Annotated in this window: 16 protein-coding genes and 1 pseudogene; 12 read left to right on the plus strand and 5 right to left on the minus strand. The window is 71.9% G+C overall.

Translation table 11 applies throughout. From position 1 onward, the window contains the following. Positions 1 to 12: 12 nt before the first annotated feature. The 5 genes from I8N67_RS09540 (at position 13) to I8N67_RS09560 (ending at position 5147) form a co-directional block, all read left to right on the plus strand. Complete coding sequence (locus tag I8N67_RS09540; protein WP_234045383.1) at positions 13 to 711, plus strand: SCO2322 family protein; 699 nt, start codon at positions 13 to 15, stop codon at positions 709 to 711. Next, the gene (locus I8N67_RS09545; protein ID WP_307835193.1) at positions 704 to 1783 is read left to right on the plus strand and encodes a CbiQ family ECF transporter T component; all 1080 of its coding nucleotides are present in this window, start codon (positions 704 to 706) and stop codon (positions 1781 to 1783) included. The genes I8N67_RS09540 and I8N67_RS09545 overlap by 8 nt, the downstream gene beginning before the upstream one ends. After that, complete coding sequence (locus I8N67_RS09550) at positions 1780 to 3540, plus strand: ABC transporter ATP-binding protein (protein WP_200302177.1); 1761 nt, start codon at positions 1780 to 1782, stop codon at positions 3538 to 3540. Before I8N67_RS09545 ends, I8N67_RS09550 begins: the two co-directional genes overlap by 4 nt. Continuing rightward, positions 3537 to 4388 carry an ECF transporter S component gene (locus tag I8N67_RS09555; RefSeq protein ID WP_200302178.1) on the plus strand — a complete coding sequence of 284 codons (852 nt, stop codon included), beginning with the start codon at positions 3537 to 3539 and terminating at the stop codon, positions 4386 to 4388. The genes I8N67_RS09550 and I8N67_RS09555 overlap by 4 nt, the downstream gene beginning before the upstream one ends. A gap of 324 nt (positions 4389 to 4712) precedes the next feature. Further along, positions 4713 to 5147 carry an aggregation-promoting factor C-terminal-like domain-containing protein gene (locus I8N67_RS09560; RefSeq protein ID WP_234045404.1) on the plus strand — a complete coding sequence of 145 codons (435 nt, stop codon included), beginning with the start codon at positions 4713 to 4715 and terminating at the stop codon, positions 5145 to 5147. A gap of 835 nt (positions 5148 to 5982) precedes the next feature. On the opposite strand, the gene I8N67_RS09565 is transcribed toward I8N67_RS09560, so the two are convergent. Next, on the minus strand, positions 5983 to 6420 hold the full coding sequence (locus tag I8N67_RS09565; protein WP_372443678.1) for an ATP-binding protein: 438 nt from the start codon (positions 6418 to 6420) through the stop codon (positions 5983 to 5985). 92 nt (positions 6421 to 6512) lie between these two features. On the opposite strand from I8N67_RS09565, the gene I8N67_RS09570 reads away from it, so the two are divergent. The 6 genes from I8N67_RS09570 (at position 6513) to I8N67_RS09595 (ending at position 12562) form a co-directional block, all read left to right on the plus strand. Then, positions 6513 to 7361: a helix-turn-helix domain-containing protein gene (locus tag I8N67_RS09570; RefSeq protein ID WP_200302180.1), complete on the plus strand. Its 849-nt coding sequence runs from the start codon at positions 6513 to 6515 to the stop codon at positions 7359 to 7361. Beyond that, on the plus strand, positions 7321 to 7593 hold the full coding sequence (locus tag I8N67_RS09575; RefSeq protein ID WP_200302181.1) for a DUF397 domain-containing protein: 273 nt from the start codon (positions 7321 to 7323) through the stop codon (positions 7591 to 7593). The genes I8N67_RS09570 and I8N67_RS09575 overlap by 41 nt, the downstream gene beginning before the upstream one ends. Positions 7594 to 7713: 120 nt before the next feature. Further along, positions 7714 to 8037 carry a hypothetical protein gene (locus I8N67_RS09580; protein ID WP_200302182.1) on the plus strand — a complete coding sequence of 108 codons (324 nt, stop codon included), beginning with the start codon at positions 7714 to 7716 and terminating at the stop codon, positions 8035 to 8037. A gap of 149 nt (positions 8038 to 8186) precedes the next feature. Beyond that, entirely contained in the window at positions 8187 to 10052 is a 1866-nt protein-coding gene (locus I8N67_RS09585; RefSeq protein ID WP_200302183.1) for a S8 family serine peptidase, read from the plus strand. Positions 10053 to 10082: 30 nt separating this feature from the next. After that, positions 10083 to 11246, plus strand: a complete 1164-nt coding sequence (locus I8N67_RS09590; RefSeq protein ID WP_200302184.1) for a ComEC/Rec2 family competence protein — start codon at positions 10083 to 10085, stop codon at positions 11244 to 11246. Then, the gene (locus I8N67_RS09595; RefSeq protein ID WP_200302185.1) at positions 11243 to 12562 is read left to right on the plus strand and encodes a patatin-like phospholipase family protein; all 1320 of its coding nucleotides are present in this window, start codon (positions 11243 to 11245) and stop codon (positions 12560 to 12562) included. Before I8N67_RS09590 ends, I8N67_RS09595 begins: the two co-directional genes overlap by 4 nt. A gap of 20 nt (positions 12563 to 12582) precedes the next feature. Here I8N67_RS09595 and I8N67_RS42440 read toward each other — a convergent pair whose 3' ends face one another. The 3 genes and pseudogenes from I8N67_RS42440 to I8N67_RS09605 all read right to left on the minus strand — a co-directional run bounded on the left by I8N67_RS42440 (position 12583) and on the right by I8N67_RS09605 (position 14853). After that, positions 12583 to 12921, minus strand: coding sequence for a WD40 repeat domain-containing protein (locus tag I8N67_RS42440; RefSeq protein ID WP_307835194.1), 339 nt, complete (start codon positions 12919 to 12921; stop codon positions 12583 to 12585). Continuing rightward, a pseudogene (locus I8N67_RS42445) lies at positions 12922 to 13365 on the minus strand (helix-turn-helix domain-containing protein); the annotation flags it as partial. It abuts the gene before it with no gap. 318 nt (positions 13366 to 13683) lie between these two features. After that, positions 13684 to 14853 carry a steroid 3-ketoacyl-CoA thiolase gene (locus I8N67_RS09605; RefSeq protein ID WP_200302187.1) on the minus strand — a complete coding sequence of 390 codons (1170 nt, stop codon included), beginning with the start codon at positions 14851 to 14853 and terminating at the stop codon, positions 13684 to 13686. A 224-nt stretch (positions 14854 to 15077) separates the two neighbouring features. Here I8N67_RS09605 and I8N67_RS09610 point away from each other — a divergent pair, with 224 nt between their 5' ends. Then, a complete protein-coding gene (locus I8N67_RS09610) occupies positions 15078 to 16313 on the plus strand; it encodes a cytochrome P450 (protein ID WP_200302188.1) in 1236 nt (411 codons plus the stop codon). A gap of 79 nt (positions 16314 to 16392) precedes the next feature. Here I8N67_RS09610 and I8N67_RS09615 read toward each other — a convergent pair whose 3' ends face one another. Next, positions 16393 to 18456 (minus strand): bifunctional glycosyltransferase 87/phosphatase PAP2 family protein, encoded by a 2064-nt coding sequence (locus I8N67_RS09615; protein ID WP_200302189.1) that lies wholly within the window; start codon positions 18454 to 18456, stop codon positions 16393 to 16395. Positions 18457 to 18547: the final 91 nt, after the last annotated feature.

An 18547-nucleotide genomic window follows, 5' to 3' on the forward strand; every position in this document is an offset into this window, starting at 1 on the left:
CGTCCTCGGCCGATGGGCGCGCTCCTGCTGCTCGGCAGCGTGCTGCTTCTCGTCGGAGTGGGGGGCGTGGGGCAGGCCCGGGCCGCCGCGTACCGCTACTGGTCCTTCTGGGAGCGGGACGGTTCGGCCTGGGCGTACGCGACCCAGGGGCCGTCGACCGCCCGGCCCCTCGACGGTGACGTCCAGGGGTTCCGGTTCGCCGTCGGCCGGGACTCCGCCGACGCGGCCCGGCCGCGCGGGGCGGCCGACTTCGCCACCGTCTGCGGGGACACGGCCGCGCGGAACGGACACAAGCGGGTCGCCCTGGTCATCGACTTCGGCACGGCGGTGGACGCCCCGGCCGGCGAGACGCCCCCGGCGGCGCGTACCGCCTGTGCGCGCGTGCCGGACGACGCGACCACGGCCGACGCGCTGGCCTCCGTCGCCAAGCCGCTCCGGTACGACACGAACGCGCTGCTCTGCGCGATCGCGGACTATCCGGGGAAGGGGTGCGGCGAGGCGGTCGACGCGGACTCCGAGACCGCGGCTTCGTCACCCACCTCCGACGACGAGGACGGACCGTCCGTCGGCCTGTTCGCCGGCGCCGCCGCGGTGGCCGTACTGGGAGCGGCGGCGCTGTGGCAGACCAGGCGGCGGCGTCGCCACCGTGACCACGACCACCACACCCGCCACGACGACCACGACGACCACGACGACCACGACCGTGCCTAGCCGAGTCCACCCCCTCGCCTGGTGGTTCTGGGCCCTGGGCCTCGCCACCGCCGCGTCCCGCACCACCAACCCCCTCCTCCTCGCCCTCCTCATCGCGGTGGCGGGATACGTCGTGGCCACCCATCGCACCGACGCCCCCTGGGCCCGCTCGTACACCGCGTTCGTGAAGCTCGGGCTGGCCGTCCTCCTCATCCGGCTGGCCTTCGCCGTCGTACTGGGCTCGCCCATCCCCGGCACGCACACCCTCCTCACGCTGCCCGAAGTCCCGCTCCCGGACTGGGCGCGGGGCATCCGCCTCGGTGGCCGGGTCACGGCGGAGGGATTCCTCTTCGCGCTCTACGACGGGCTGCGGCTGGCGGCCCTGCTGATCTGCGTCGGCGCGGCGAACGCGCTCGCGAACCCGGCGCGGCTGCTGAAGTCGCTGCCGGGGGCGTTGTACGAGGCGGGTGTGGCGGTGGTGGTGGCGATGACGTTCGCGCCGCATCTGGTGGCGGACGTACGGCGGTTGCGGGCCGCGCGGCGGCTGCGCGGGCGGCCGGACAGGGGCGTACGGGGGCTGCTGCACGTCGGACTTCCGGTGCTGGAGGGCGCGTTGGAGCGGTCGGTGGCGCTGGCCGCCGCGATGGACTCGCGCGGCTACGGCCGCACCGCCGAGGTCCCGGCCCCGGTCCGCCGTACGACCGCCGCCCTCACCCTCGGCGGTCTGCTCGGCGTCTGCGCGGGCACGTACGGCGTACTGACCGCCGCGGGCTCCACGTACGGCCTGCCCGTGCTGCTCGCCGGAGTGGCCGCCGCGCTCACCGGGCTGCGGCTGGGCGGCCGTCGCTCCCCCCGGACCCGCTACCGGCCGGAGGTGTGGGGCGTACGGGCGTGGCTGGTGGCCGGGTCCGGCATGGCCGTCGCCGTCCTGCTGATCCTCAGCGCCGCGTACGACCCCGCCGCCCTGCACCCCACCGTCGTACCCCTCACCGCCCCGGCACTCCCCCTGTGGCCCGCCGCCGCGATCCTGCTGGGGCTGCTCCCCACGTTCGTCGTACCCGCCCCCGGTCCCCTTTTCGAGGAGCCCTCATGATCCGCTTCGAGGATGTCTCCGTGACGTACGACGGGGCGGCCGAACCCGCCGTCCGGGGCGTGGACTTCGAGGTGCCGGAAGGTGAACTCGTGCTGCTCGTCGGCCCGTCGGGGGTCGGGAAGTCGACGGTGCTCGGGGCGGTGAGCGGGCTGGTGCCGCACTTCACCGGCGGGACCCTGCGCGGCCGGGTCACGGTGGCCGGGCGGGACACCCGTACGCACAAGCCGCGCGAACTCGCCGACGTGGTGGGCACGGTGGGGCAGGACCCGCTCTCGCACTTCGTGACGGACACCGTCGAGGACGAACTCGCCTACGGCATGGAGTCGTTGGGGATCGCACCGGACGTCATGCGGCGCCGGGTCGAGGAAACTCTGGACCTGCTGGGCCTTGCCGGGCTCCGCGACCGCCCGATCGCCACCCTCTCCGGTGGCCAGCAACAGCGCGTCGCCATCGGGTCCGTCCTCACCCCGCACCCGCGCGCCCTGGTCCTCGACGAGCCGACCTCCGCGCTCGACCCGGCGGCCGCCGAGGAGGTCCTGGCCGTGCTCCAGCGACTCGTCCACGACCTCGGCACGACGGTTCTCATGGCCGAGCATCGCCTGGAGCGTGTCGTCCAGTACGCCGACCGGGTCGCGCTCCTCCCGGCGCCGGGCGCCCCGCCCGTCCTCGGCACCCCGGCCGAGATGATGGCCGTCTCCCCGGTGTACCCGCCGGTGGTGGACCTGGGCCGGCTGGCCGGCTGGTCCCCCCTCCCGCTGACCGTACGGGACGCGCGCCGCAGGTCGGGCCCGCTGCGGGAGACCCTCGCCGCGCACACACCGTCCCACCAGGGCCCCGCCCCGAAGGGGCGCGGGGAACCGCGCGCCCAGCCACACCCCACCCGCACCCCGCGACGCACCGACGCTCCCGAGCTCTCCCCGGCTCCGACGCCCTCCCTCCTCCGACGCCTCGTACGACGCACCCGCCCTGTCCCTGACGCACCCTCACTCTCCGCCCACCCGGCGGTTGTCGACGCCCTCTCCATCGAGCACGGCCGCGTCCGCGCCCTCCACCACCTCACCCTCACCGTCACCCCCGGCGAGACCATCGCCCTGATGGGCCGGAACGGCGCCGGCAAGTCCACCCTCCTCTCGGCCCTGGTCGGACTGCTGGAACCGGCGGCCGGTTCGGTGCGGGTGGGCGGGGCGGTGCCGCACCGCACGGCGCCCGCAGATCTCGTACGCCGGGTGGGCCTCGTACCGCAGGAGCCCAGGGACCTGCTGTACGCGGACACGGTGGCGGCCGAGTGCGCGGCGGCGGACCGGGACGCGGGGGCCGGGCCGGGCACCTGCCGGGCGCTCGTCTCCGGGCTGCTGCCCGGGATCGCGGACGACACGCACCCCCGCGACCTGTCGGAGGGCCAGCGGCTGACGCTCGCCCTCGCGGTCGTCCTCACGGCCCGCCCGCCGCTCGTCCTCCTCGACGAGCCGACCCGGGGCCTCGACTACGCGGCCAAGTCCCGCCTGGTCGCGACCCTGCGCACGCTCGCCGCCGACGGCCACGCCATCGTTCTGGCCACGCACGACGTGGAGTTGGCCGCCGAGCTCGCCGACCGCGTCGTGATCCTCGCCGACGGCGAGATCGTGGCCGACGGCCCGACCCACGAGGTGGTCGTCGGGTCCCCGTCCTTCGCCCCGCAGGTCACGAAGATCCTCGCGCCGCAGAAGTGGCTGACCACCACCCAGGTACGACGTGCCCTGCGGAGGGCCGCGCCATGAACCACCACCCCTCGCCCCCCAGCCCCAGCCCCAGGCCTCGGCCCCGCCCGGTCCCCTTCTCCCCCCGCTCCCTCGCCGCCCTCCTCCTCGTCAGCCTCATCGGCGGCGCGGCCTTCGTCTGGCCCTTCTTCGCCGACCCCGCCTCCCAGGTGAGCGCGCACGCGCAGGACGCCCCGTGGCTGTTCGCCGGGCTGCTCGTGCTGCTGGTCGGGGTCGTCGGCGCGACGATCTCCGAGGCGGGGCTCGGGGCGAAGGCGGTGGCGATGCTCGGTGTGCTCGCGGCGGCGGGCGCGGCGCTGCGTCCGATCGGGGCGGGGACGGCCGGCATCGAGCCGATGTTCTTCCTGATGGTGCTCAGCGGGCGGGTGCTCGGCCCCGGCTTCGGCTTCACGCTCGGCGCGGTGACGATGTTCTCGTCCGCGCTGCTCACCGGGGGCGTGGGGCCGTGGATGCCGTTCCAGATGCTGTCGATGGGGTGGTTCGCGATGGGGGCCGGGCTGCTGCCGGGCGCGAACCGGCTGCGCGGCCGCGCCGAGCTGGCCCTGCTCGCCGCCTACGGCTTCGTCGCCGCCTTCGCGTACGGCACGGTCATGAACCTCTACGGCTGGCCCTTCATCGGCAGTCTCGCCTCGAACATCGCCTTCGACGCGGCGGCGGCCCCGGCCGTGAACCTCGCCCGTTTCGTCGCGTACTGCCTGGCCACGTCCCTCGGCTGGGACCTGGGCCGCGCGGTCGTCACCGTCGTCCTGACCCTCAGCCTCGGCACCCCCGTCCTGAAGGCGTTGCGCCGGGCCACACGCAGGGCCGCCTTCGAGAGCGCGGTCACCTTCACCCCGCCCCCGCGATGACCAGTCGGTGAAGCGCCGGACACCATCGGTTACCTGAGCCGTGAACCACCCCACAGGACCCACGTCACATACGAAGCGGGTCGTAGATCGAACTGCGTGGCATGCCCACGCCTTTATCGCTGCTGACCTGGGCTTTGAGAGCCACGTCACAGAAGGCGCCTTCTGGGCGAATACGGCCACAACTAGCAAAAGGGGTCATTGCGGATGGCCGCTCGGGCTGTTTCTCTGGATGAGTCGCAACGGCGCCGACGAGCCCACCCGGGCCTCGGCGCCGACGTACGCCCCCACCGCACATCACGTGGTGAAGGCATGCCCGCGACGGCCATGTCCCCGAAGAAAAGGTTCCCCGTGACTCTCTCCCTTCTCCGCCGCATCGCCTCCCCGAAGAAGGCCCTCGCCGGTACCGCCGTGGCCGCCGCCACCGTCGGTACGCTGCTCGCCGCCGCGCCCGCCCACGCCGCGTCGGAGGCCTCTCAGGCACAGGCGACCGCGAAGAAGATGATCTCGAACTCGGCCCAGTACAACTGCTTCGCCAAGATCGTCGACCACGAGAGCGACTGGAACATCAACGCGACGAACGCGTCCTCCGGCGCCTACGGCCTGGTGCAGGCCCTCCCCGGCACGAAGATGGCCTCCGCCGGTTCCGACTGGAAGACCAACGCCGCCACCCAGATCAAGTGGGGCGTGGACTACATGAAGGACCGCTACGGCAGCCCGTGTGGCGCGTGGGACTTCTGGCAGGCCAACAACTGGTACTGATCAGCCACTGGTTTTGATCAGCCCCACAGCGGCAGAGCTGAAGGCGGCGGCCCCGATCCCCGGGCCGCCGCCTTCGCCGTGCGGGGGCCGCGACACTTCGGGCACTGCCCTCCAGGACAGTGCCCGAAGAGACATACACCCCCGGCCTCAAGAAGACGAAGACGACCCGCTACAACAAGGACGTCACCTTCACCAGCAGCACGGTCGCCGCCTCCCGGAGCCGCCGCGAGATCGGCAGATCCGTTCCGCTCCCGGCACGGAAAAGAACTGGTCTCAGGCCTCAGGCCTGGAACAAAGACGCCAACCGGCGTCCCGGGCCACCGTGCGGATGGGGCCGCACCTCGACGATCCGCCCGTTGCGCCGAGGTGGCACCGGCCGGCGACCGCCCCTACCCGCGCAAGATCTGTCGCGGCCGGACACACGTGCAGTCGTCCCGTCCGGGCACCCTCCCCCCGGCCCTCACGAAGGCCTCCCAGTCGTACTGGTCACCCTGGAAAAGGACAGGGCGGTGCAGGACATCCACGCCTACCACCATCATCGGCCCCCGGTCCGCTCCGTCGCCGTCTCCGTCGCCGGTCCACCGCCCAGCTTCGCGAGGCTCGGCTCCTGGCAACGGCACGTGCTGGGCGTTTCCAGCGACCCGCCGTTCCGCCCATTTCCCGCGTACGCCGAAGAGGACCGCGAACACCACACCAGCGGCCCGGAACTTCCTGAACACCTCGGCACCTGCCTTCCCCAGAGCTCGGACCCCGCGCTTCCGTTTTCGGCCCGCAACGCGCCCGCTCTCGCGGAACCGGTCGCCGTGCTCACCACCGGTACCGCCCGTCGCGCCGCTCACAAGCACGCCCCCTCGTCGCCGCACCGGCACTCGAACCACACCGTCTTACCTCCGCCGAGCCGGGGCCCTACCCCCCACTTGTCCGCCACCGCGCCCAACAGCACCAGCCCGCGACCGCGTTCCTCCTCCGGCGCCAAGTCATCCCGTACGACGGGAAGTTGGGTCGACCCGTCCTTGACCTCCACCCGAACTCCCGTCGCCGCCTTCAGCAACAGCAGGGTGCAGCGTCTGTCCGGGACATGGCGTACGACGTTGGCGACCAGCTCGGTCACACCGAGTTCGACGGCGCCGGCCAGCTCCGACATCCCCCAGTCGTCCAGGCGCGACCGGACGATCTCGCGGATGTGGTGAGCCGAGTGCTCACCAGCGGTGAGCACCATGCGGTACTGGGGCGGACCGACACCCAGGATGAAGGGGGGAAAGTGTGCGTTCACACCACAAGGGTGACCTGCCGCAACTACCGTGGGCTACCAAATGACGACAACCTGTTCCGGTGTTGCACGGCTTTCGCGAGAGGGGACCGCACATGACCCAGACCAACGCCCTCGACCCAGGCGCCTCACCGCTCCAGTACTACGGCTACGAGCTGCGCCGACACCGCGAGGCGGCGGGGCTGACGCTGAAGCAACTCGGCGAGATCGTCAACTACACGGGCTCCCTGATCGGCCAGATCGAGACGGCCCGTAAGGTTCCGACGCAGGAGTTCAGCGAACGGGTGGATGCGGCGCTCGGAACGGACGGGTCGCTGACGCGGCTCCTCGTACTGGTGATGCGCAGCCAACTTCCGGCTTGGTTTCAGCAGGTGGCGGAGGTGGAGTCGCGGGCAACGGCGATCTACGCCTTCCAGCCTCAGATTGTGTACGGCCTACTTCAGACGAAGGCGTACGCCACCGCCGTCTTCGCCGCCCTGCACGACAACGACCTGGACAGCCGCACCGCCGCGCGGATGGAGCGACAGCGCATCCTCACGAAGGACAAGCCACCGATCCTCTGGGCTGTGCTCAGCGAAGCCGCCCTCTATCAGAAGATCGGCGGCACTGAGGTCATGCGAGAGCAACTGCTGCAGTTGTTGGCCTACGAGCGGAAACCTCGCGTGCACATCCAGGTGCTGCCGTTCGAAGTCGGCGTCCATGCGGGCATGATGGGCCCCTTCGACATCTTGCACCTCGCCAACGACCCCACCATCACCTACAGCGAGAGCTACGACACCGCGAATCCGACCAGCAATCCCGAGGCAGTAGAGGCTCGTACGCTTCGTTACAATCTTCTGCAAGCTGCGGCACTGTCGGTGAAGGACTCGGCAGCACTGATCCGACAAGTGGTGGAGGAACGCTATGGGAAGCACGCCACGACCGACCAGCCCCCGGTGGCGTAAGTCGACCTACAGCGGCGACCAAGCCGCCTGCGTCGAGTGCGTACCCCTCGGCCCCCTCGCCTGGCGCAAGTCCACGTACAGCGGCGACCAGGCCGACTGCGTCGAAGTCGCCGAACTCCCCACCCCCGCCCTGCTCGCCCGCGACTCCAAGAACCCCACCGGCCCCCACCTCACCCTGGACCCCGCCACCTTCACCACCTTCCTCAACTGGGCAGCGATGCACCCCTCCTGATTGTCCGTCGGTAGATACGGCGCCCCTCCCCCTGCCCCAAGAGACAATGTCGCCCCGTCCCCCGCACCCGTGACTTCGTCGCGACACCACGAACTACTCGTGTAACGAGGGGAAACCACCGTGCGCAACCGCATTGCCGCGACCGCGATCGCCGCTGCCGCTTCCATAGCCGTGCTCGGCGGAACGGGCCAGGCGTTCGCCGCCGGGCAGGCCGAGGCCGCGGCCGCCAAGCCCGCCAAGCTGACCGTGGCCGCGTACAAGGGCTGGTTGAAGAAGGCGCCCGGGGGTGGCGAGACGTCGAAGGCGTTCGGCAAGCTGTCCGCCGACTGGACCGCCACGCCCGAGTACAAGAGCGCCGGCGCCAAGTCCCTCAAGAAGCACCAGTTCATCACCGGCCTCGGCGACACCAGCTGGGCCTGCACCATCGGCAACCTGCCCGGCTGACAGCCCCGAGCGGCGGACCCGGTCGGTGACGGCCCGTCCGGATGCGGTGGTCACGCCCGGGACGGAGAATGGGATCAGACCCCGCGGCAGGCCGTCGGACGTGTTGGCCCCGGCCGCCGTCTCCCGCGCCGCGCGCATGGGGAGCCCTGATGGACCGAGCGGAACTCCTGGCGGTGTTCTACGGGGAGGGACCCGTCCCTGTCCTGTGGGCCACCGACTGCCCCGTCCACTTCGACGTGTGGCTGGCGTTCGCCGAGCCACCACCCTCGCTTCAGCCGCCCGCACCACCACCATCACCCTCACCACCGCCGCCCACGCCACCGCCGTCCTCACCACCGTCACCCTCATCACCGCCGCCCGCCCCGCCCCCGTACCGGCAGGATCTGATCCTCGCCGTCCGTGAGGAGTACGGCGTCGAGCGGGCTCTCGAACGGTTTCAGCGGCTCGGGCTGACGGAGGAGTGCCGGCCCGTCGCGGCCGGGAGTTTCGTGGCTGCGCAGGTGACCCTGGAGGAGCTGCTCAGGGCCCTGCTGCCGCTGACCAGTCTCGCCGGGGTGGTGCGGGTCGCCCACGAACTGGCCGTCGACAGCGGCGCGGAGGGCATGGAGGCGGCTCTCCACGGACACATCCGGTCTCCGGCGACCAGCGAGATCCACGACAACATGCAGCGCCGCCAGGAACGCGGCCGGCAGCTCACCTGGTTCCTGAGACTGTTGCGCCGGGTCGTGGCGGACACCCTGCCGTACGAGGCGCGCGCCGGGGCGGCGGAACAGGACGTGACCGACGTGCTCGTCCGGATGCTGGCCGCCGTCGTCGTGGACGAGTACCCGGTACGCGGAGCCCACAGCCCCGTCGGCCAAGTCGTCGACCGGCGGCTGAAGTACCCGATCGTCTCCGTGACGACGAACCGCCGGGCGACCCACGCGGTGGTACGGTCCCGGCGGACGATCAAGGCCGACGCCGCCGAGCAGGTGTTCTCGGTCGACAGCGCCTCCATCGGCTGGGCCGTGGTCGACAGCGGCATCGATCTGCGGCACTCGGCGTTCCACGAGTGGGACACCACCGTCTCGCCGGCCCGGAAACTGGAGTCACGGATCGCCCGTTCCTTCGACTTCACCTGCGTACGGGAGAGGCTGCCCGACGACGCGCTGGTCAACGGACTCGTCAACTGGTCCGCCGCCCTGCCGTCCGTCGAGACCGGCCCGGGCTTCGGCCCGCCCCCGCCGGGACAGCTGGACCCCTATGTCCCGCCCGGTGACCAGCACGGCACGCACATCGCCGGCATCATCGGCGGGTGGTGGCCGGAGCTGGAGTTCCGCGGTATCTGTCCGCGCGTCCGGCTCTACGACTTCCGGGTCCTCAACGACGCCGGTGAGGTCGACGAGTTCTCCATCGTCACCGCGCTCCAGGCGGTCCGCCACATCAATGAGCAGGCCGGCCGGTTCGTCATCGCCGGGGTCAACATCAGCCTGTCGGTGCCGCACGACGTCGCCACCCACTCCACCGGGTGGACCCCGGTGTGCGTCGAGTGCGACCGGCTGACGAGGTCGGGAGTCGTGGTCGTCACCGCGGCAGAGAACGCCGGGTTCACCGGGGCCGCGCACACCCTGGACAGCGGCTACCACGACACCAGCGTCTCCGATCCCGGCAACGCGGAGTCGGTCATCACCGCCGGCTCCACCCACCGCGGCAATCCGCACCGCCACGGCGTCAGTCACTTCTCCAGCCGTGGCCCCACCGGCGGCGGACGGCCCAAGCCCGACCTGGTGGCGCCGGGTGAGGACATCGACGGACCGATCCCCGGCGAGGGCATCGCCGCCATGCACGGCACCAGCCAGGCGGCGGCACACGTCAGCGGGGCCGCGGCCATGCGGCCGGCCCGCTACCGCGAGTTGCTCGGCCGCCCCGAGCGCGTGAAGCAGATCCTGTGCGCGACGGCGACCGACCTCGCCCGTGAACGCGACTTCCAGGGCCAAGGGCTCGTCGACGTGCTGCGCGCCATGCAGTCCGTGTGACAGCCGACCGGTCCGGCGAGGCAGGACGACATGCTGACCTTCGATTTCCTCGACGCCCGCCACGGCGACTGCTTCCTCGTCCGCTGGGGCGCGGACGAGGACCCGGACGGCGTGCGGCGGCGCCCGCCCGGCGAGAGGGTCATGCTCGTCGACGGCGGACCCGCGGGTGTCTACCAGGCCTCGCTCCGAGGCCGGCTGCGAGAACTCGCGGGCGGGGGCGGAGGCTTCGCGGGCGGAGACGGAGGCCCCGTCGGCCGGGGCAGAGGCGACGGAGCCCCGCCCCACCTCGACGTCGTATGCCTCTCCCATGTCGACGACGACCACGCCGGCGGACTCGTACGGCTCTTCCGCGACATGCGGCAGGCCCAGCAGGACGGGGAGGCCCCGCCCTACGCGGTGGACGCCCTGTGGTTCAACTCCGTGGAGGATCTGGTCGATCAGCGGGCCCCCGGGCTGAGCGCCTCCGTCCGCCCGCTCCTCGAACGCGCCGCCGCATCCGCCGCGGCGGTCACGGCCAGCTACAACCAGGGCCGGGACATCCGTGACGCGGCCGCCGCCCTGCGCCTGGACGGCAACAGCCCCTTCCACACTCCCCTCGTCGAGGGCGCCGAGGCGACCCTCCACGACCTGGACGTCACGGTCGTCGCGCCGGACGAGGCCGCCCTGGCCGAACTGGAGGAACGCTGGCGCCTGGCGAAACAGCGCGGCGACCCCGAGGTCATCTCGGCGGCGTACGACGACGATTCGGTGCAGAGCCTCTCCAGCATCGTCCTGCTCCTGCGTCACGAGGACGGCACCGCCCTGCTCACCGGCGACGCCCGCGGCGACCACGTCCTGGCCGGCCTGCGCGCCCTCGACCTGCTCGACGACTCCGCCCCGCTCCACGTCGACCTGCTGAAGCTCCCGCACCACGGCAGCGGCCGCAACCTGGCACCCGACTTCTTCGACCGGGTCCGGGCCGACCACTACGTCATCTCGGCCGACGGCGTCCGCCACCACCACCCGGGCGAGGACACCCTGCGCTGGCTCGTCGACTCCCGTGCCCGCGACGACGGGTACGTCATCCACCTCACCCACCACATCCCCTTCGCCGAGGAGGCACTGGAGCACCTGCGCGAGGACCGTGCCTTCGAGGTCGATGTCAGAGGGCCCACCGACCAGGCACTCGTCATCTCGATCGGAGACCGGCCATGACCAAGTCACGCCACGGGACGGACGCGTTCACGCGCCCCGACACCCCCACTGCCCCATCCGCCCCATCCGCCTCTTCCGCCCCGTCCGTCTCCCCTCCCGGCCCGACCTGGGCCGTCGACTCCCCCGCCCTCGGCACCGGCCTGACCGCCCGCCCCTGCGGCGACCCCCTCCGCCCGGCCGAACCGCCACCCGCCACGGGCACCCCGGTCGCCCTCGCCCTCTCCGGCGGAGGCTGCCGCGCCACGCTCTCCGCGCTGGGCTTCATCCGCCTCCTGGCCGACACCGGGCTGCTTCGCCGACTGCGCTACTCCTCCTCCGTATCCGGAGGTTCGATAGCCAACGCCTGCCTGGCCACCGCCTGGCCGGCGCTCCGCGAGAGGGACTTCACCCCACGGGCGGTGGACGAGCTGGTGATCGCGCCCGTCGTCGACCAGGTCTCCTCCCACTCCCTCAAGCGGGCACTGCTCCGGGACAGCTGGCGAACCCTCGGCCCCACCACCCGCACGGACCTGCTGGCCAGACGCCTCGACGACTGGTTCCTCGCCCAGACCGAGCTGGCACACCTGGACCCACAGGTCCGCTGGATCATCAACGCCGCCAACCTGACCACCGGCGTCCGCTTCACCTTCGAGCGCGACGTGTACGGCGACTACACGATCGGCCTCGCCCCCACGGCCGGGACGGGCCTGCGCCTCAGCCACGCCGTGTCGGCCTCGGCCGCGGTCCCCGGCGCCTTCCCGCCCGTGGTCCTCGACAGTGCGCCCTTCCCGTGCGCCACCCACCGCCCCGCCCTCCTGGACGGCGGTGTTTACGACAACACGGGCCTGGAAGCGCTGGACAGCGACAGGTACCGCCACACGTTCCTGTGCGTCCTCAACGCCGGGGGCCTGCTCCGACCCGGCATGTACGGCCGTGTCCCGGTGATCCGCGACCTGGCGCGAGCCAACTCCCTCCTCTACCGGCAGAGCACCGCACTGCGCACCCGCGCCACGATCGAGCGCTTCCTGCGCGGCGCTGCGGCCGACCCCGCCGGTGAAGTCCCGCCCGGCGCCCGCCGGGGCATCCTGGTCCAGCTTTCCACCGACTTCCCGTTGGCGGACCCGGTCCTGCACCGGTGGCGCGCGACCTTCCCCGAACACCGCACCCACGACGGCCGGGATCTCGCCCTGGTGCCCACCGTCTTCGACCGTCTCTCCCCCGCTCTGTGCCGCGCCCTCGTCCACCGGGGCTGGTGGCTGGGCGGCGCCGGCCTCGCGGCCTACCACCCCGAACTCCTCCCGGCCGACCTGACGAAGTTCCACCCACCGCAGCGGTGACCTTCGTCGTACGAAGGCCGTCAGCACACTCGGCCTGATTCCTCGTCCGGGAGGTACTGGGCCCGTTCCTGCTGGGTGAGGTCGCGGTGGACGGCCCGGCAGATGCCGGTGACCGCCTTCTCGGGGCCGGGCAGGGCGGCGTCCCACAGGCGCAGGCGGCCGTCGTAGTCGCCGGTGGCGAGGGTGCGGCCGTCGGGGCTGAAGGCCAGGACCCCGGAGCCCTCTCCCCCGCCGTCGAGGGTCGCGCGCTCGTATCTGGTGGCCGTGTCCCACAGCCGTACGGTGCCGCCGCCGGCCACGGAGGCGAGGGTGCGGCCGTCCGGGCTGAACGCCATCGACTCCACCTGACGGAACATCATGCCGATGCCGGAGGGGCCGAAGACCGCCGCGAACCGTCGCCGGCGCATGAGGTCGACGAGTTCGCCGGTGAGCCGTTCCCGGCCGAAGAACAACCCGCTGTCGTCGGTCTCGAACCGGGCCAGCCCCCGGTACGGCGGCTCGGCGCCCTCGCCCCCGTCCTGCTCGTCGAGGGCCGCGGCCTCCTCCACCGCCTGGTGCCACCGGGCCTCCCACTCCGCCGGGTCGCCCCCGCAGGCCGCCGCGAAGGCCAGGGCCACCGGCAGGGTGGGCAGTTGTTCGCCCGCCGCGGCCTGGGACAGGGTAGTGATCGAGTAACCGGCCCGGGCGGCCATCGCCCGGTGGGTGAGGCCGCCCGCCTCGGTCCGCAGTTTCCGCAAGTCGAACGCGAACCGCTGTACCGGCCCGGCCCCCGGATCGACCGGCACCTCACGACGACCCGCCACCGCGCTGTTCCCCCTCCATCACGCCCACACCATCTCGGACAGCCACCGTACGCATCCGGCCAGATAAGCGGAGAGAGCGCGTCCGGCCATTGTTCGGCAGGCGCGGTGCCCCTGCCGAACAATGCGCGACCCGTTGAAATGAATGGTGTGGGCGGTGCGGGGGACCGCGCACCACGGGGGAACGGAGCGGCCTGAGCACGGGGGAGCCGCTCGGGGGGAAAGGGGCGGCACGGGGGCCGCTCAACGGGATGTGGCCCTGCCGGTCGCGGGACGACCAGCGGGGCCACACCCGAACAACGCGGGCCGGCGGGGAGCGCCCTACAACCGCTGAATGATCGTCCCGGTGGCCAGTCCGCCGCCCGCGCACATCGTCACCAGCGCGAATTCCTTGTCCGTGCGTTCCAGTTCATGCAGCGCGGACGTGATCAGCCGCGCTCCTGTCGCGCCCACGGGGTGACCGAGCGCGATCGCGCCGCCGTTCACATTCACCTTCGCCAGGTCCTGCTCGAAGACCTGCGCCCAGCTCAGCACCACGGACGCGAACGCCTCGTTGATCTCGACGAGGTCGATGTCCTTGAGCGTCATCCCGGCCTTGCCCAGTACGGCCTTCGTCGCGTCGATCGGCCCGTCGAGGTGGAAGTGGGGGTCGGAGCCCACCAGGGCCTGGGCGACGATCCGCGCCCGGGGCCGCAGCTTCAGCGCGCGGGCCATCCGCTTCGACGCCCACATGACGGCCGCCGAGCCGTCGCTGATCTGGGAGGAGTTGCCCGCCGTATGGACCGCCGCCGGCATGATCGGCTTCAGCCGGGCCAGCGCCTCGGGGGAGGTGTCGCGCAGTCCCTCGTCGCGGTCGACCAGGCGCCACATGCCCTGGCCGGCCCGCTGCTCCGCCTCGGTCGTCGGCACCTGGACCGCGAACGTCTCCTTCTTGAAGCGCTCCTCGGCCCAGGCGACGGCGGCCCGCTCCTGCGAGAGGAGGCCGAGCGCGTCGGTGTTCTCCCGCGTCAGCCCGCGGCGGCGGGCGATGCGCTCGGCCGCCTCGAACTGGTTGGGCAGGTCGACGTTCCACTCCTCCGGGAACGGCTTACCCGGCCCGTGCTTGGACGCGGACCCCAGCGGGACCCGTGACATCGCCTCGACCCCGCAGGAGATCCCCACGTCGATGACGCCCGCCGCGATCATGTTGGCCACCATGTGCGAGGCCTGCTGCGACGAGCCGCACTGGGCGTTCACGGTCGTCGCCGCCGTCTCGTACGGCAGCCCCATGGCCAGCCAGGCGACCCGGGCGGGGTTGCCCGACTGCTCGCCGGCCTGGGTGACGGCGCCGCCGACGATCTGTTCGACGCAGTCGGCGGGGATGCCGGTACGGCCGAGGAGTTCGCGGTAGGTCTCACCCAGCAGGTAGGCGGGGTGGAGGTTGGCGAGCGCGCCGCCGCGCTTGCCGATGGGGGTGCGTACGGCTTCGACGATCACGGGTTCCGCGGCCATGGGGGATCCTCTCGACGGTTACCCGCGCGGCGCGGGGCGTCCCGGCCCGGCCCGCCACGCAGAACTAGTACGCGTTCTAGTTCTCTCCAGCAGTCTGCTGAGGACGGCTCCGTCACCGCAAGGGGCATGCGGCGATTGGGACGAGCGCACCCCTTGCTACTTGTAGAACCCGTTACTACCGTCACCGCAATTCCCTATAGCTGATGCTCCGTCAGGAGTTGCCGATGCCCTGTCCAGCGCTGCCCGACGGGTTCGACTTCACCGACCCCGATCTGCTGCACCACCGTGTGCCCCTCCCCGAGTTCGCCGAACTGCGCCGCACGGAACCGGTCCACTGGGTCGCGCAGGCGCCCGGTGTCGCGGGCTTCGAGGACGAGGGCTACTGGGCCGTCACCCGGCACGCGGACGTCAAGTACGTCTCCACGCACCCCGAGTTGTTCTCCTCCACGGTCAACACCGCGATCATCCGCTTCAACGAGCACATCGAGCGCGACGCGATCGACGCGCAGCGGCTGATCCTGCTGAACATGGACCCGCCGGAGCACACCCGGGTCCGCCAGATCGTGCAGCGCGTCTTCACCCCGCGGGCGATCCGCGCGCTGGAGGACAACCTGCGTCACCGCGCCCTCACCATCGCCCGGGAGGCCCTCGACCGGCCCGGCCCCTTCGACTTCGTCACCCAGGTCGCCTGCGAACTGCCCCTCCAGGCCATAGCGGAGCTGATCGGCATCCCGCAGGACGACCGCATCCGGATCTTCGAGTGGTCGAACCGGATGATCTCGTACGACGATCCCGAGTACGCCATCACCGAGGAGGTCGGCCAGGAGTCGGCCATGGAACTCATCGCGTACGCCATGAACATGGCCGCCGACCGCAAGCAGTGCCCGGCGAAGGACATCGTCAGCACGCTGGTGGCCGCCGAGGGCGAGGGCAACCTCACCTCCGACGAGTTCGGCTTCTTCGTGCTGATGCTGGCGGTCGCTGGCAACGAGACCACCCGCAACGCCATCACCCACGGCATGCACGCCTTCCTCACCCACCCCGACCAGTGGGACCTCTACAAGCGCGAGCGCCCGGCGACGGCGGCGGAGGAGATCGTCCGCTGGGCCGCCCCGGTCAACTCCTTCCAGCGCACCGCCACCCAGGACCTCGAACTCGGCGGCAAACAGGTCAGGAAGGGCGACCGCGTCGGCATCTTCTACGCCTCCGCCAACCACGACCCGGAGGTCTTCACCGACCCCGACGCCTTCGACATCACCCGGGACCCCAACCCCCACCTCGGCTTCGGCGGCGGAGGCCCGCACTTCTGCCTCGGCAAATCCCTGGCCGTCCTCGAGATCGACCTGATCTTCAACGCGATCGCCGACGCGATGCCGGGCCTCAGGCTCGCCGGTGAACCGAGCCGGTTGCGCTCCGCCTGGATCAACGGGGTCAAGCATCTTCAGGTGACCAACGGCTGAGGGCACCGCACCCCTGTACTCGGGCCGACGGCCTCCCGGCGCCGTCGGCCCGTTTCCCGGGAGGCCGGGGCGTTTCCTCCTACGCCCCGCCCCGGCCCCCGCCGTCTTTGCCGTCTCCACCGCCGCCGCGCCCTACGGCCGTCGCGAGTCCGTCGGTCGTCAGTGGTTGCTCGCGCGGTTCCCCGCGCCCCTTTCGGGGCGCCTTGGTGCGGGGGCCGGTCAGCAGATAGGTGAGCCCGAAGCCCGCGCCCACCACCGCCGCGCCACCCACCGCGTCGAGGACCCAGTGGTTGCCCGTCGCCACGATCGCCAGGACCGTGAAGAAGGGGTGCATCAGGCCCAGCACCTTCATCCACACCTTGGGCGCGACCAGGGCGATCGTGAGCCCGCACCACAGGGACCAGCCGAAGTGCAGTGACGGCATCGCCGCGTACTGGTTGGTGAGCTCGGTCAGCTTGCCGTAGTCCGGCCTGGAGAAGTCCTGGACGCCGTGGATGGTGTCGATGATGCCGAGGCCGGGCATCAGGCGCGGCGGGGCCAGCGGGTAGAAGAAGAAGCCGACGAGCGCCAGGACCGTGGTGAAGCCGATGGCCGTGCGGGCCCAGCGGTAGTCGGCGGGGCGGCGCCAGTAGAGGATGCCGAGGACGCTGAGCGGCACCACGAAGTGGAACGACGTGTAGTAGAAGTCGAAGAAGCTCCGCAGCCAGCCGACCTGGACCACCGCGTGGTTGAACCAGTGCTCGATGTCGATGAACAGGGCCCGCTCCACCGAGAGGACCTGGCCGGCGTGATCCTCGGCGGCGACCCGGCTGCCGGTGGCCCCCAGCCGGGTGCGCTGGTAGGCCGCGTACGTGACGCGGATCAGCAGCAGTTCGAGGAGCAGGTTCGGGCGGGTGGCCACCCGGCGCAGCAGCGGGGCCCAGCTGAAGCGGGTCTCCGCCTTCGGGGCGTACTCGGTGGGGATCGGTGTCCGGTAGTACTCCGAGGTGCGGGAGAGGAACGGGACGACGAGGGCGGCGGCGAGCGCGGCCAGCAGGACGACGTTGTCGCGGACCGGGTGCAGGGCGCCCATGTTCGGCACCATCATCTTCGCGGGCAGCGTCATCACCAGGACGACGGCGACCGGCCACACGTACCGCGACGAGGCCTTCCTGCCGACCCGGCCGACCACCGCGAGCAGCACCCACAGCAGTTGGTGCTTCCAGGAGGTCGGGGAGACGGCGACCACGACACAGCCGGTGATGGCGACGGCGAGCAGCAGCTGTCCGTCACGGGCGTAGTGGATGGCCCGCCGCATGCCGAGTACGGCGACGGCGGCGGCCAGCGCGAAGAAGACGGCGATCTCCAGCGGCCCCTCAAGGCCGAGCCGGAGCAGGGTGCCGTGCATCGACTGGTTGGCGAGGTCGTCCGCCCGGCCGCCGAGCCCGACGCCGGCGAGATGGTGCACCCAGTAGGTGTACGAGTCGTGCGGCATCGCGGCCCAGGCCAGCGCGGTGGCTCCGGCGAACGTGACCCCGGTGGTCGCGGCGGCCCGTTTGCGCCCGGTGAACCACAGCAGCGGCACGAAGAGCAGCACGGTCGGCTGGAGGGCCGCGGCGAGCCCGACGCAGACCCCGCTGGCGCGCTCGCCCCGGACCGCGAAGCAGCCCGCGAGGACGAGGAGGACGGGGATGATGCTGGTCTGGCCCAGGTACAGCGTGTTGCGTACGGGCAGCGACAGCATCAGCAGGGTGACCGCGACGGGCGCGGCGAGCAGGGCCGTACGCCGGCTGACGGGCTGCGGCAGGGCGCGCGCGGCGACCAGGCCGAGGGCGACGACCAGCAGGAGCGTGCCGAAGGTCCAGCCCCAGCCGAGCGCCTGTTCCGCCGTTCGGGTGAGGGGCTTGAGGACGAGGCCGCCGAAGGGGGTGCCCGTGAACCGGGTCGAGTCGTACAGCGAGCCGTTCACATGCAGGACCCCGCTGGGCCCGACCCAGGTCTCCAGGTCCGTCAGCCGCTCGCCCTTGGGCGTGCTCAGCACGACCGCGACCTGCCGCACCGCGAGGATCGCGGCGACCAGCCACAGCACGGCCCGAACCGTCCCCAGCCGCGCCGCCGCACCCGCGCCCACGGCACCGCCCGGTCTGCTCTGTTCCGTCGCCACGCCCTGTCGCCCTCCCCGCCCCGTTGATGTCCCACTCAGAAGGCTCGCATTCCCCCCGCTGTGAGACGCGGGCAACCCCCTCTTCACCTGA

The organism is Streptomyces adelaidensis (assembly GCF_016598475.1).
In the GTDB taxonomy this organism is placed as follows: Bacteria; Actinomycetota; Actinomycetes; order Streptomycetales; family Streptomycetaceae; genus Streptomyces; species Streptomyces adelaidensis.